This is a genomic window from Acinetobacter tianfuensis, from assembly GCF_003611465.1.
Classification (GTDB): Bacteria; Pseudomonadota; Gammaproteobacteria; order Pseudomonadales; family Moraxellaceae; genus Acinetobacter; species Acinetobacter tianfuensis.
Window position 1 is genome coordinate 50,676 of sequence record NZ_RAXV01000011.1, and the last position, 14,610, is coordinate 65,285.

The window sequence follows — 14,610 nt, forward strand, 5'->3', positions numbered from 1 at the left end:
AATTTTCTCAAAAGACAAAACAGACGAAAGTCGGTTTAAAATGAGGGAGGTCGTTCCTCCCAAAGAGAGAAGCAGTATAATCAATTTCATATCCAAGTGAAGTGACATTTACATGATTTGACCAAAAATACACCTAAAAATTTTATGGTTTTCATCTAAAAATAGAGGAATATTGAATATGCACCATCCTTTTTGGGGAGACATAACGGAAATTTTTGGTGAATATATGACTGAAATTGTCTTTCAATCCAATTTTTTTCAGCACGGAAATGCATTGTATCTTGGTGATGTATACGATGAAGAAGGTGAAGAAATTGAAAATGCGCCATCTATTGAGCAACTCAATGAGTTTGCGCAAAGCTATCAAGCATTTTTGCAGCACTTAGAATCTTGCCTCGAACAAATTCAACATCGAGCTTTTGAACGCTACATTCAGCTCTATGCTCATTATTATGAAAACCCTGAAAAATCAGGCGAAGCTCCATTAATAATCACCGCCATTGAACAGCATAATTTTTATATTCGGAATTTACTCCATATCCGCATCAGTGACCGGCAAACTGTCCGTTTAGCCATTCGATATGACTTAGATACAGAACATGGTATGGAGTTCAAATTTATCGGCAATCAACTGGTCAAAGTTGCAGGCATTGCTGAAACTTAAGCTATAGAAGCAAAAAGGCCACTTCAATTGAAATGACCTTTTTTAAATTATCTAAAATTGAATTCACTGTCCCTTAGAACTTAAAGCGAATACCAGCACCATATACACCGCCATTTTCAGAATCTGATTTCACTTGCCACGGTGTTTCATCCTTGCCTTTCGAATATGCATAAGCAATGCTGATATAAGGCATGACTTTTTTACTGATTTCATAACGGGTTTCAAGCCCTGCTGCCGCACTGCTCAAACCTGTTTTTTTCGCATATTTAGAATCATCACTAAAAATCACATCCAGCTCTAAGTAGGGCTGCATAATCAGTTTCTGTGTAATCAGCAAATCACGTTCCGTTTCTAAGCTAAACGCTGCGTAGCTGTCTTTACCTGCATACAAATACGCATCGGTTTCAAAGAAGTACGGCGCCATACCATGCAAACCAATCACTGCATCGACATGTTCTTCGGTGTCTTTACGCTGATTGCCTAATTCAATTTTTTCACGGCGGTAACGTGCACCAATTTGCGCATCCCAAAAGTCAGAAATCATACGGCTATATAAAATTTTGGCATCATAATGCGCATCATGCGATTCTTCTTTATCTGCATGAACTTTAATAAAAATTTTATTTTCATCTGTGCCAATACGGGTTTCAAACTCGGACTTTAAAGCACCCACGCCATCTTCATTGACCAACCATTGATTATCGACAGCAGTGACCGCATAAATTTGCGCACCATGTTCTTTACGATGATGATTTTGATGAGAATCAGGATAACCACTTCCATGCTGTGCTTTTTCAACTGTTGCTGCTGACGCAGATAGCGCATGATTGGAATGATTTTGCACAGAGGCTTGAGGCGAATTTAACACAACATTTGGAGTATGCTGTGAGTGATCCATCGGCTCAGCTGTCGTCGATTTCACACTATGATCTTCACCATTATGCGCAAAACTTACCGCACTGATCATTAATAATGATACCGCTAAAACACTTTTAGAAAAAAGATTAATGGTGTGCATGCTGATCTCCTTTCTGCGCCTTTTTATCCTGCGGCTTCTCTATTGTTTTTTGTTGATGCATGTGCTGATGATCTGGACGCTCAGAATGGTTCATTTGAGAGTGATTCACCGGCATAGCGGTCGTAGTCGATTTCACACTATGGTTTCCCCCGTTATGCGCAAGACTCAAGGTACTCACGCCCAAAACTGCAACTGCAAGAAAAGCTTTTAATACAATATTAGTGATGTGCATGTTCAGCTCCTTTTTGTTCAGCTGCTTGATTGGTTTGAGCTGGGTTTGCGCCTTGAATTGGTGTTGTTGAAACCTGTCCATCGCTGACATTTGCCACAATTAACTTGTTCATCATCCCTGCGCTCATGTGATAAAGCAGGTGACAATGAATTGCCCATTCACCTAATTCATCTGCGGTCAGTAAAGCGGTCACAGTTTTACCTGGAGGCACAATCAGCGTATGTTTATTTGGCATATCTACCGATTCTTGACCATTCTCCAATTGCATAAACATGCCATGCAAATGCATCGGGTGCGCCATCATGCTGTCATTGATAAATTTGATACGGATACGCTCGCCATATTTCACTTTCAGCGGTTCAGCATCACTGAATTTTTTACCGTTAATGGTCCAAATATAGCGTTCCATAGTACCGCCCAAACGCACCACCAATTCACTGCTGGCTTCACGAATATCTTTTTGCGGTTTTAAAGATTTTAAGTCGCTATACTGCAAAGCTTTATTGCCCGCAGGTGTCGACGCATTTGCCCAGCCATAAACCACTTGATCATTTTTTTGCGGTTTTACTGCGCTATGCTGTGAATGATCCATGCCTTTCATATCACCATGATTCATTTTCGAGTGATCCATGCCCTGCATATCACCGCCGCCATGCCCCATATCTTCCATGGTTAACAGTGAGCGTGGACGAGGTGCAGGCATATGAATGCCATGTGTCACTGGGTTCAATTCATTGTGCAGTGTGCCAATTGCATAACCTGAACGGTCAATTGACTCCGCTTCAATCTGATAATGTCCGCCTTTCGGTTCGACAATCACATCATAAGTTTCAGCAGTTCCAATACGGAATTCATCCACAGCCACCGGTTTTACAGGCTGGCCATCAGCGCTGACCACGGTCATTTTTAAGTTAGGAATACTGACATCATAAAAAGACATGGCTGAAGCATTCACAAAGCGCAGGCGAATTTTTTCATTCGGTTTAAACATGCCTGTCCAATTTTGTTCAGGTGTTTTACCGTTAATGAGGAAGGTATAGCCTGTCACATCAGACATATCGGTTTTCAGCATGCGCATCTGATTCCACATCTTACGGTCAGACCATGTGGCTTTTACGCCATCACGTTTAACTTGCTTCCAGACATCGCTGAGTGTTTCACGCTGATCTTGATAATATTCCGCAGAAATTTTCAGGTCTTTTTGAATTTGATCACTGGTTTTTTCATGAAAATCTGACAGCATCACTACATAGTCACGCTCGGTTTTTTCATGCGCAGCAAGCGGCTTTTTCCCTTTAGGATAAATCACAAAAGAGCCATATAAACCGTCTTGTTCTTGCCCCTTAGAATGGGCGTGATACCAATACGTACCGCTTTGGCGGATTTTAAATTTGTAGACAAATTCTGCATTCGGCTGAATGCCGTTAAAACCATTAAAGCCTGGTACGCCATCCATAATGCCCGGCAGCAGCAGTCCGTGCCAATGAATAGAAGAATCTTGGTTTTTTAAATTATTTTTCACGCGAATGATGGCTTCATCACCCTCTTCAAACTCAAGCAAAGGCGCAGGAAATTGACCATTTACGGTAATGCGCTTTACAGGTTTTCCAGTTGGGCTGACCACTGCTTCATCAATAACAAGCTGATATTCACGCACTTCGGCAAAAACCAAAGGTGACGACGCAAAACAAATACCTGCCAACAGGTACGAACGAATTTTATGAGACATAACTTAACCTTAATTTTTGAAAATCAATAAATTTTTAAAAATCGGTTAAGCTTTCGGAGGGCGCAGAATTTCCTGCCAATAACCTTTTAGATATTGTTCTGTATAGCGGGATTGGATCGTTTCTACAGTGACATCAGACTTGAATGCATCGAGCTGCTGCGGCTGATAAACATCTAAAGAAAATACACTGATTTGACAATGCCATAGAGCGCAATCACTGCATTGACTTGGCATTGCATTGGCCATAGACATATCGCAATGCGGCAGCGTATTTTGTTCCGCAATCTGCTTCGCATCCAGCATGGCTGGCATATCATGACAGTTGCTGTCTGTATTTGCTTGCGCATTTTGCATAGCATGATGAACAGCAGAACTGCTTTCTTGGGCTGCTGCTTGCTGCATCATTATGCTGTGTATCGGTTTTTGCACCGCAGAGGCAACACTGCTCCAGCTCATGACAAATGCCATAAGCAAAGCAAACGCTGCATGCTGCCGCAATCTTTTCAACACAATATGATCCATCTATGGTCACAGCCCAAATCTCTTTTTAGCTTAAGTCATAATTTTTAAGGGAGCAAGCACTTAAATCTGAATTGAACAAAATGCAGGTTATGCCTCCCTTTTCTGTTTTCCGTCTAATAAAAAACATTGAATGGCTCAGTTTGCCATAACTCTTTTTTAAATTTATTTTAATACTTCAGCAACGGACACACCAAACTGGTTTACTGGTTATAATTATATTTCACTCAGCACAAAAATTAATCATGACAAAATAAAACACTGTTATTTTCATCACTTAACTCAACTAAAAAAGGACTCTTTTGAGTCCTTTTTATACATTTTTTGTCTAATTTAAAAACAATTACAGTGCAAGTGTTTGTAAAATGTCCGATTTATCCACCTAGTTATCTACACAGATATCCACGCCGTTATACACAAAGTTATCCACAGATCATAGTGGATAAATCAGATTTGACTATAGCTGCACCGAGCGAACTTGTGCAAGCTCTGCACGCATTTCATCAATCACAGCTTTATAATCCGGTTTACCAAAAATTGCGGAACCAGCCACAAACATATCTGCACCAGCTTCAGCAATTTCACGGATATTGGCAGGGCCAACACCGCCATCCACTTCTAAACGAATGTCACGGCCTGAGGCATCAATAATCTTGCGCGCTTCGCGTAATTTTTCTAAAGTCATTGGAATAAACTTCTGACCGCCAAAACCTGGGTTCACACTCATTAAAAGAATTTGGTCTACTTTGTCCAGCACATAATCTAAGTAATGCAATGGCGTTGCAGGATTAAAAACTAAGCCTGCTTTCGCGCCGCCAGATTTAATCAGCTGTAAAGTACGGTCAATATGATCAGAAGCTTCTGGATGGAACGTAATAATATCCGCGCCTGCTTCCAAAAAATCACCAACCATGCGGTCGACTGGCGAAACCATTAGATGCACATCAATCGGCGCCTGAATACCATACTTTTTCAATGCCTTACATACCCCTGCACCAAATGTCAAATTGGGCACATAGTGGTTATCCATGACATCAAAATGGACAACATCTGCACCTGCTTCAAGTACATTTTCAACTTCTTCGCCTAAACGGGCAAAGTCTGCAGACAAAATAGAAGGTGCAATTAAATATGGCTTGGACATGGGAGAACCTGGCTAGCGATGAGTTTGATAACCGCAGTATAGCAAAAGCGGCCTTTGCCTGTCTTAACCGAAGATCATTGCATGTATAAAACACTGTGTTGCAAACACACGATTAAATTAAAAATGATTCTCAATTACAATAACCCATCATATCTACAGCGCTGAGAAAAATATGCATCAATATTCTGAAGCTAAAATTGCATCTGCACAGCCTTCCCGTATTGCTAAACGCCTCCTGAATCATTGGAAACACAAATTTGAAACGGCTGAAGATGAACAGCAATTCAGTATTTATATGCCTGCTGCAACCGTGCTGCTGCGCCCTGCCAGCGATGAACTGCATGTACGCATTCAGCTCCAAGATGAAACTGCGGATTTAGGCCATTTAGAAAATGTAGTTTTAGACCATCTGATTCGTATGGGACAGGAAGAATTACAGGCAAATTGGCAGCGAATTTAAACCTTAGCCTGCTCATTTCTCAGAAAAAAGCCAGACGGCAGTCTGGCTTTTCATCTCGCTGAGCTTTTTAAGCTAACCGCAGCTTAACTCTGCAGCTGCACAGCATGGAACTGCAAATGATCATCCATAAAGCTTTGAATAAAATAATAGCCGTGATCATAAGCTTCATGCTCACGCAGTGTTAATTTCTGCCCTGCTTTTATACATGCTTCACGGAATAAAGCTGGATTCAATTGGCTATAGAATTGATCACTTAAGCCCTGGTCAATCAAAATATCTTGAAACAGTGCGCCTTTGCTTTGGATCAAAGCCGCTGCATCATGTGCTTGCCAAACGGTCTGATCTGCACCTAAATAGTGGGTAAATGCTTTTTCACCCCAAGGGCATTGGCTCGGCGCGCATATAGGCGCAAATGCTGAAACAGATTTAAATTTTTCAGGATATTTCAACGCTAAAGTCAATGCGCCATGACCGCCCATGCTGTGGCCAAAAATACCTACTTGTTCAGAGCAGATTGGAAATTGCGCCAGTACCAATGCATAAAGTTCATCTGCAACAAAGCTTTCCATTTGAAAATGTTCAGCCCATGGCTCTTGCACCGCATTGATATAAAAACCGGCGCCTTGACCAATATCCCAATGATCACCTTTTGCAACTTCATCACCGCGAGGCGAAGTATCCGGTGTAATTAAAATAAAGCCCAGCTGCGCTGCCATACGCTGTGCATGCGCCTTAATAGCAAATGTTTCTTCTGTGCAGGTTAAGCCCGCCAAATAAAATAAGGCTGGGCAATCTTGGCCCTTTAATGCCTGTTCAGGCAAAAAAATACCAAAACGTGATGATGTTTTTAAGCTGACTGAGTCAAAACTATAAATCCGCTGTTCACCCTGAAAACATTGATTGCTTTGCACCAATTGCATAACACGTCACCCTGCCCTAGATCTAAATAATTTTAATGTTTCAATTCTAATTCAGCTTGAGGTGCATCTGGTGTGCCAGATGCAGGCGGAAATAAACGCTGCTCCAGCTGCGGCAGCATAAATTGCATATTTTTCCCAATAGACCATTGCGGCTCAGAAGGTTCAAAGCCTTGCGCCGCTTCCCATTTCGCTACGGTTTCCTGCGCTTGCTTAAAGGCTGCTGAAATTGAATTCTGCTCACGCATTGCTTGATCAAAGAAGGCGCGGCCAAAATAGGTATAATCCGCTTCATTTGAACAGCCAAAAGACTGGCGGTCTGCCGCAGACGCAGTAATAATCAATGTGTTTTCATCCTGCAGCGCAGGTAAAAAACTGCCTGAATAACATGCAGAAATCACAATCACGCGCCAGCGGATACCAGAGGCATCAAGGGTTTGACGTAACCATTTCGGATCAACCTGCGCTAAATCCAGCGGCGCATTTTCCATTTCAAATACGTTTGGCAAACCATGTGATGTCATATACAAAAACAGCACATCGCTTTCACGGTTCATCTGCTGTCCGATACGGCGCAGCGCCAGCTCCATACTGGTTTTAGATGCAATTGGAACTTCAGTACGTGTTGCAGGATGATTAATCAATTCAATGGAACGGCCAAACGTGCCAAAGCGGGTATCGAACTGTTCTTTTATACGCTCTATTTCATATTTGAACACATCTTGATAACTCGCGCCTGCTACACCTAAGAAATACCAATGCGACTGCGCAAACTCACCGTACTGCACGGCGTCTAAAGATTTATTCAGCAAACGGCTTTGCGCATAGAAAGCATCTTCTGCAAAAGCGGGCGGCAGCGCCTCTACTTTCCAAATCGGCTGATCTTTGACAGACATTTGCCAAACCACCAAAGTGAATAAGGTCGCCAGCATAATAAGCGCACGTTCCCACCATGGCCATTTCAATTCACGGGAGAAAACCCAAACCACAGCCAAGCTTTGCCATACAAACAGCACAATAAATAAGGTTGGGATATAGTCATATAACAGGTATGGCAAATAGTCCAAATCGCCCAAGTACTGAATCAGACATTGAAACAGCATGATGTGCGTATCCAGCACCAGCCACAGCAAGGCTGGCACCAGCATCAAACGCGGGTTATTAATGCGCTGGGATAAAAAAATACCGACAATTAAGGCAATAAAAGGCCAAAGTGCATAGCTGATCAGGCCCTGCGGGTTAAAATCCCCCATGCGGCCTGTACTGAGCCAGCTGAATAAGCTATTTGCGCAGCCGCCCAAAACGCCCCAAAACACCAATTGCATGATCGATGGGCGAACAATCTGCAGCGAGCGCCTCGACCCGAGAAACAGCCACATTCCCGCAGTTTGGTTGCTTTTAAAATCATGCCAAAAATTGATGGAAGGTTTAAAATCGATCATAGGATTCAGAGGGCAGCTGTAGCTCGCTTATGCGCAGAGTAAGTTTATGCTTGATGTATTTTTTATCAATGCTATTTTCCAACTATATCTCAAATCTTTGCTATTTTTGCAGCAATTATGAAATTTCAGACTTAAGTTCTAGCTGGAAATAAGCATCGAAGCGGCAGGCATCACCTTGCCATTGATGATTTGGCGCAGCATCTGCTAAAAATACTGCTAAACGGGGACGTTTCACCACCACCCGTTTCGCAATTTTTTGAGCCAACGCTAATAAATTATCGCCCAGATCCATCTCGCCATCTTCAGGCAACAGCAAATGCAGCAGCTGCATTTGCTTTTTCACCTGCGCCTGTTTTTTTACCGCCTGCTGATTTTGATCACGCTGCGGAAACATCGGGTCTAAATACACCACATCATAAAACCGCTGCGCATCAGCCTGTGTTTGCAGATAGTCTGCGGAATCTGAAAAAACCAGCTGTATACGGCTGGCAGCGCCATGCAGAAAGGCATCATTCAGCGCGCGCTGCCGGGTATCTTCCAGTAAAGTAAAAAGTATCGGGTGACGTTCAACCAAGGTGACGTGTGCGCCCAAATGCGCCATCAGCAAACTGTCATGGCCTAGGCCAGCTGTTGCATCAATCAAATTCGGCTTCTCACCCAAGTTGCAGGCACGTGCAATCATTTCTGATTTTAAGGATGCCCGCTTTAAACGTCCTGCTTCAGCTTTCCAATCCGGCTGCATTTTCATGCCGTTAGCGCACAGCCATAAACCATCTTCATCTGCACATAAAGCAAGCTCAGGATGATGTCGGAAAAAGCGCGCATTCAGCTTTTCCGCCACTTCAATTTTTACTGCAACCCCACGTGAAGAAAGCACAGCAGAGAACTGCTGTGCTTTCATTTCACATTCGGCTTCAGTGTATAAGCGGATATCGCTTACCATAGTTTCCAGCCTGTAAATGCAAATAATAAAATCAGTAATCCAGATGCAATGCGGTACCATGCAAAGACCATAAAGTCACGCTTTGCCACATAGGCCACCAGCACACGAATTAAAATCAGTGCTGAAATAAAAGATACGATGATGCCTGTGGCCAATACCGTCCAGTCTTCCGCAGTCTGAAATACATCATAACTTTGGTACAAATCTAAAAGGCCTGCGCCAATAATCACTGGAATACCTAAAAAGAAAGAAAACTCAGTGGCCGCTTTACGAGACACTCCTAAGAACATCGCGCCAATAATCGTTGCGCCTGAACGTGATGTACCCGGAATCAAAGACAGCACCTGAATTAAACCAATCCAAACCGCATCTTTTATTGTTAAGTCTTCTACTTCTTTCGCACGGACTTTTGGCGGGTTTTTCTCAATCCAAATAATAATTAAGCCGCCAATAATGAGGCCCATTGCAATCGCAATATTATTAAACAAAAGCTCTTTTACTGTCTGGCCAAAGCTCAGGCCGATCAATACAATTGGAATAGAAGCTAAGATTAAGCCAAAACCCAGGCGGCGGCCCTTTTCTTCACCTGTAACCATGCCTGTCGCTGCGCCCCAAAGACGCGACCAATATTCATAAATGACCGCAGCAATAGCGCCCATCTGAATAGCAATGACAAATACATCACTCTTTTCTTTGGTCCAGAAATTCATTAATTCAGATGCAAGAATTAAATGGCCTGTACTGGAAATGGGTAAAAATTCTGTAATACCTTCAACAATACCCATGATTGCCGCTTTCAGCAGCAGTAAAAGATCCATACCTATTCCTAATTATGGTTTGCCTTGTTCTGGAATTTTTTTCCAAGCATTATCACGTAAATACACAGGAAGCGCCTGTTCTGCGCCGACCCAATTTTGCTGTTTCGCCTCTACAATGGCAATAGCAGCAATATCTTGGGCAGTTGCGCATAATTGGACGAATTCTACTTGTTCTGGCTTAACTAAAGCTGAACCTGAGCCAATCACTGCAAATTTCACAGCCTGCTCAGCTTCGCTATAGCTTAATAATTGTTCTTCATCTACAGGCTGCATAATGCCTGCTGCATCCAGCTTATAACTGGCAATATAAACTTCGCTCATACGCGCATCCAGAACTGCTGTCACCTCTGTCAGTCCTGCTGTGCGGTACGCTGCTTGCGCTAAAGCCTGTAAAGTTGAAACAGGAATCACTGGCACATCATTTGCCCAAGCCAGCGCCTGAGTCACTGCAGCATTAATCCGTACACCGCTAAAAGAACCAGGCCCGCGGCTAAATGCAATCGCCGTCAAATCGGCTGCCTGAATGCCTGTCTCTGCAAAGCCTTGTTCAATGAGCGGAAGAATGGTTTGCGTCTGCGCCTTCGCGCGCGCATCCAGCTGGAAATAAAGCTCTTGATGTTCATCTGCAATACAAACGGAACACTGCTCATTGGCAGTTTCCAGCGCCAGCACGTTCATGCACAACCTTAATTTAGTCAATCTGAAAAATGAACGCTATCATACTCCACTCATGCCAGCTGTGCGAGCGCTTCTCTGTGAGCATCTGCAACGAAAAAATGAAATGGCGCTGCCTGTTTTCAGCGGTTTACTCACAATTAATCTAAACTGACTTTTTCCAAGTTCTTAAATTTCGGAAAATGCGATGCATAATGTAAAGCGCTCATTTTCAATTTATCTGCAGCGGCATCATCTAAGGTTTTCACAACTTTACCCGGTGAGCCCATCACGACAGAATTATCAGGAATCACTTTCCCCTCGGGAATCAATGCATTTGCCCCAATAATGCAGTTTTTGCCAATCACCGCATGATTTAGTACCACAGCATTAATGCCGATTAAACTGTTGTCCCCTACTGTACAGCCGTGCAGCATGGCCTGATGTCCAATTGTGACATAATTGCCAATATACATTTCTATGCCGGCGTCGGTATGCAGCACAGCATTTTCCTGCACATTGGTAAAATCACCCAATTTAATTTTGGCATTGTCTGCGCGGATCACCGCACCAAACCAAATACTGACTTCCCGTCCTAATTCAGCCTGACCAATCACAGCAGCACTCTCTGCAACCCAGCCATCCCACGGCTGATGCATGGCTTTGGGCTGATGCCCCTCAAATTTGTACAGCATATCCGCCTCGAACTTTATCTGATTTTAAACACAGGTGAATTCACCAAAAACGGCCAGTCTTTTTTATAATCTAATCCATATTGAAATAATGACACCAGCATGCGGGCTGTCAGTCCCCACACAATTTCATTTTCAACACGCATACTTGGAAAATACAATGACTGATGCGCATAGCGCACCTCATAAGGAATAGGCGGCGCATCCATAAGTTTTTGCAGCGATGCAAAAAATATCCGGTCTATTTCAGACGGCTGCGCAACCAGCTGAACCTCTGGCGGAATGAGCCCGACCACGGGCTTAACCAGCATTCCATTGCGCGCTTTTTGCATAGGCAAATCCCCTAAAAGCCGCACATCAAATGGATTCAGCGCAGTTTCTTCCTGTGCCTCACGCAGTGCAACCACAATATTGCTGGTATCATTGGGATCCCGCTTCCCTCCGGGAAAAGACACCTCTCCTGCATGATTATTCATATACGCAGAACGGCGGGTCAGCAATACTTTAGGATCCTGCTCATCTGTAATCGCAATTAACACAGCCGCCTGTGCAGGATATATACGCTTGGAAAAGCGTAAACTTTGCTGCAGTTTTTGTGTTAAAAAACGATTATCCATCCTTGTTTCTCTTTGTTATTTCTCTGCTTTCATCATAGCCGAATTTTTATGCTTATGTTTAGAAATGATGCTAAAGAAGCAATTTTCAGTTATGCTGATGGCTCACTTTATCATTGACGATGAATATGAAATTTTGCAACAGCTGCGGGCACGAGACAACGGAAAAAATCCCTCTGGGTGATCACCAAGTACGCTGTGTCTGTACGCATTGCAGCACGATTCAATATGTAAATCCTAAAGTGATCTGCGGCGCTTTAGCGCTCTGGGAAGATAAAGTTTTACTCTGCCGCCGCGCCATTGAACCGCGTTATGGCCTATGGACTTTACCAGCAGGCTACATGGAGCTTTTTGAAACCATGGAGCAAGGCGCAGCCCGGGAAACCCGTGAGGAAGCCGAAGCGGAAGTGAATATTGAACAGCTTTACTGCATGTACAATATTCCGCGTATCGGGCAAATCTATGTGCTGTTCAAGGCAGAACTGATTGAAGGACAATTTGGCGCTGGCGAAGAAACCATCGAGTCGCGCCTTTTTGCAGAAGATGAAATTCCATGGAATGAATTAGCCTTCCCCAGCGTGGAACGCACCTTAAGACATTATTTCGAAGACCGTAAAACCGGCAGCTTCAGCATGCATCTAGAAACACTCGGTACACGTTTAGATCATACGGGTTAATCAGCTCATCATCCCGAAGCGAGCCTGAAAATAAAAAGCCCATCACTTGATGGGCTTTTTATTCGGTTTATTTTGCTTTTACGCTATAACACGGCGCAAGCTCAAAACTGATTTCACCGCCGCTGCGTTTCGCCAGCTCTTTCGATTCTGTATCAGCCGGCACATTATTGCTATAAACGCGGTTAAAGCTTGCAAAGCTATTGCCCCACTTCACTTTTTGACCAGCAGAGTCGGTAAAGGTCACTGTTGTTGGACGGCTTCCAGCAGAAGCTTGCAGCAAGCTGCCCATTTGTACTAATGCACCGCCCACAACCACATTATCTGTGCCATTCGCAGACGTCTTGATAGTGGTGTTCATGCCAATCAAAGCACCATCCAATGTTCCAAATACTTTATCACCCAAAATCATACGCAGTGAAATTGTATTTGGCGTTACTTTAGAACCATTCGTAAAAGTACGCGTAACCGTTCCAATGCGGTATTGCTGCGTACCGTGCCCATCTTGCATTAGAAGTTTATCTAAGACATCAGCGCCGCTGCATCCTGTTATACTGTCGGTCGATAAATCGACCTCATTTGTACTGGTTTCAAAAATATCTGCCGGAACATTGGGACGGATATTCGTGCGAATATCACCATTGCGGTCAATAGCAATACCCAATTTCACAGACTTCAGAGACGTATCTGTAAATTTAAATGTTAAATTTGCATATAACGGGAACAAATATGTCGATGCTGGTGAATTTTGCTGCGTACGGAAAATATTTTTATCCAAATAAGAAATTGGATACAGCTTATACAAATCTAGGGTTCCCTTATACAGCACGCCATTGACCGTTTGGTTCCATAATCCATAACGCGCTTGATCTGCACTGCCCAAAACCTCTGTTTCCGTTTTGCCTGCAAGTGAACGGTACAAATTGCTGCCCGTTCCAAGGATCATTTTATTGGCCAGCAGCGTACCTTGTGTAATTATTAAATCCTGCGCGCCAGCTTCATCTACATTGAATTTAAAACCAAATTTACGGGCATGATCAATTTCTTGCGTTAAAGGATCAATCCACGTATCTTGCGGGGTTGCCGTCATTAGACGCGGCTTTACTTTTGTCATCAGCTGCGCATTGACCCCGCCTATCGTATTTAGCGACGAATCAACTTTTCCGCGCCACTGCAGGCCGCTGCCAAAGGTTAAGCCTTGACGGTCCGTCATTAGCATAAAATGACCGAAAATATTTGTTTTAGCTGTATCTGAAGGTTTGCACTCGGACAGATCACAGCCAACAAGACCATTTGAACCGCTCACTGCACTAATAGCGCTTTGCTCTGTTGAAAATAGTGCAAACTCTGGCTGATATACCGCAGCAGACGCAATTGTCATTAAGTGTGAGACAACCGTAAATGCATCTGTACTGGAAATTGGCGCTGTACCAAGCCAGTCATTTAAAAATGCTGCAAATTCAGCATCTGTATAGTTAACAAGCTTCGAGACTGAAATTGACTCAGCCAATTGATCTAACGCTTGACGGTTTGCATCTGTTATATAAACAGGCTGAATTTCAGTTGCTGAAGCTACCTGATTATTCTTGAACCCTAGAGCTTGTACAATTTGCACTAAGCGCATTGCCGTTTTTACAGTTCGGTCAGCTGGATCAATAGCCTGCGCTTTTTGACCAGTCATGCCTCGCGCTAAATCCAGTACAGTGAGACGCGGCGGCGAAGTCCCGCTGGCAACATTGGATAGCTCATTTAATGAAATTTTGCCTAAATCAATTTTATTATTTTTTTCACCCTGTAAATAGAATGTCACTGTATCGCCTAGCTTACATGCCCCCGTTGATACGCTTTCACTCACATCAAATAAAGTCACAAATTTATTTTTCGTATCACTTGAACAAGTAAAATTCAAACCATCCAAAGGATAATCCAGCACAAACTCTACACAGCTTGCCGTATTGCTTTTACATGCACCATTTACCGTACTTGTGTCATAAATTTCTGGGATCACATTTGCACTTTCACCGCCGCAGCCAGCTAATGCTGCAACCAATGCAGTGAATGCAAAAGGTAAAACATAATTCTTCTTCATC

16 protein-coding genes are annotated in these 14,610 nt (G+C 43.3%); 3 read left to right on the forward strand and 13 right to left on the reverse strand.

Annotated elements, in window-relative coordinates:
• The first annotated feature begins 226 nt into the window (after positions 1–226).
• Positions 227–664, forward strand: a complete 438-nt coding sequence (locus D7V32_RS06775) for a DUF6985 domain-containing protein (protein ID WP_228200180.1) — start codon at positions 227–229, stop codon at positions 662–664.
• Positions 665–737: 73 nt separating this feature from the next.
• Here D7V32_RS06775 and D7V32_RS06780 read toward each other — a convergent pair whose 3' ends face one another.
• From D7V32_RS06780 to rpe, 5 genes are all read right to left on the reverse strand, one after another.
• Complete coding sequence (locus D7V32_RS06780) at positions 738–1,682, reverse strand: copper resistance protein B (RefSeq protein WP_120402130.1); 945 nt, start codon at positions 1,680–1,682, stop codon at positions 738–740.
• Positions 1,669–1,914 (reverse strand): hypothetical protein, encoded by a 246-nt coding sequence (locus tag D7V32_RS06785; protein WP_120402131.1) that lies wholly within the window; start codon positions 1,912–1,914, stop codon positions 1,669–1,671. Before D7V32_RS06785 ends, D7V32_RS06780 begins: the two co-directional genes overlap by 14 nt.
• Entirely contained in the window at positions 1,901–3,643 is a 1,743-nt protein-coding gene (locus tag D7V32_RS06790) for a multicopper oxidase domain-containing protein (RefSeq protein ID WP_120402132.1), read from the reverse strand. The genes D7V32_RS06785 and D7V32_RS06790 overlap by 14 nt, the downstream gene beginning before the upstream one ends.
• A gap of 45 nt (positions 3,644–3,688) precedes the next feature.
• Positions 3,689–4,153: a hypothetical protein gene (locus D7V32_RS06795; RefSeq protein ID WP_147394211.1), complete on the reverse strand. Its 465-nt coding sequence runs from the start codon at positions 4,151–4,153 to the stop codon at positions 3,689–3,691.
• A 466-nt stretch (positions 4,154–4,619) separates the two neighbouring features.
• Entirely contained in the window at positions 4,620–5,306 is a 687-nt protein-coding gene (gene rpe / locus D7V32_RS06800) for a ribulose-phosphate 3-epimerase (protein WP_120402134.1), read from the reverse strand.
• 172 nt (positions 5,307–5,478) lie between these two features.
• Between rpe and D7V32_RS06805 the strand changes: the two genes are divergently transcribed.
• A complete protein-coding gene (locus D7V32_RS06805; protein ID WP_120402135.1) occupies positions 5,479–5,766 on the forward strand; it encodes a DUF2218 domain-containing protein in 288 nt (95 codons plus the stop codon).
• A gap of 83 nt (positions 5,767–5,849) precedes the next feature.
• Here the strand turns inward: D7V32_RS06805 and fghA are convergent, their stop codons facing one another.
• The 7 genes from fghA to D7V32_RS06840 form a co-directional block, all read right to left on the reverse strand.
• Positions 5,850–6,686: an S-formylglutathione hydrolase gene (fghA, locus tag D7V32_RS06810; protein WP_120402136.1), complete on the reverse strand. Its 837-nt coding sequence runs from the start codon at positions 6,684–6,686 to the stop codon at positions 5,850–5,852.
• 32 nt (positions 6,687–6,718) lie between these two features.
• Positions 6,719–8,125, reverse strand: a complete 1,407-nt coding sequence (locus D7V32_RS06815; RefSeq protein WP_120402137.1) for a C13 family peptidase — start codon at positions 8,123–8,125, stop codon at positions 6,719–6,721.
• 115 nt (positions 8,126–8,240) lie between these two features.
• Positions 8,241–9,068, reverse strand: a complete 828-nt coding sequence (locus D7V32_RS06820; protein ID WP_120402138.1) for a class I SAM-dependent methyltransferase — start codon at positions 9,066–9,068, stop codon at positions 8,241–8,243.
• A complete protein-coding gene (locus D7V32_RS06825) occupies positions 9,062–9,886 on the reverse strand; it encodes an undecaprenyl-diphosphate phosphatase (protein WP_120402139.1) in 825 nt (274 codons plus the stop codon). The genes D7V32_RS06820 and D7V32_RS06825 overlap by 7 nt, the downstream gene beginning before the upstream one ends.
• Before the next feature lie 12 nt (positions 9,887–9,898).
• Complete coding sequence (tsaB, locus tag D7V32_RS06830; RefSeq protein WP_120402140.1) at positions 9,899–10,564, reverse strand: tRNA (adenosine(37)-N6)-threonylcarbamoyltransferase complex dimerization subunit type 1 TsaB; 666 nt, start codon at positions 10,562–10,564, stop codon at positions 9,899–9,901.
• A gap of 137 nt (positions 10,565–10,701) precedes the next feature.
• Complete coding sequence (locus D7V32_RS06835) at positions 10,702–11,235, reverse strand: gamma carbonic anhydrase family protein (protein WP_120402141.1); 534 nt, start codon at positions 11,233–11,235, stop codon at positions 10,702–10,704.
• 14 nt (positions 11,236–11,249) lie between these two features.
• The gene (locus tag D7V32_RS06840; protein WP_120402142.1) at positions 11,250–11,849 is read right to left on the reverse strand and encodes a CoA pyrophosphatase; all 600 of its coding nucleotides are present in this window, start codon (positions 11,847–11,849) and stop codon (positions 11,250–11,252) included.
• A 125-nt stretch (positions 11,850–11,974) separates the two neighbouring features.
• On the opposite strand from D7V32_RS06840, the gene D7V32_RS06845 reads away from it, so the two are divergent.
• Positions 11,975–12,523: an NUDIX hydrolase gene (locus tag D7V32_RS06845; RefSeq protein ID WP_120402143.1), complete on the forward strand. Its 549-nt coding sequence runs from the start codon at positions 11,975–11,977 to the stop codon at positions 12,521–12,523.
• Between the two features lie 67 nt (positions 12,524–12,590).
• On the opposite strand, the gene filF is transcribed toward D7V32_RS06845, so the two are convergent.
• On the reverse strand, positions 12,591–14,609 hold the full coding sequence (gene filF, locus D7V32_RS06850; RefSeq protein WP_120402144.1) for a putative pilus system protein FilF: 2,019 nt from the start codon (positions 14,607–14,609) through the stop codon (positions 12,591–12,593).
• Position 14,610 lies beyond the last annotated feature (1 nt).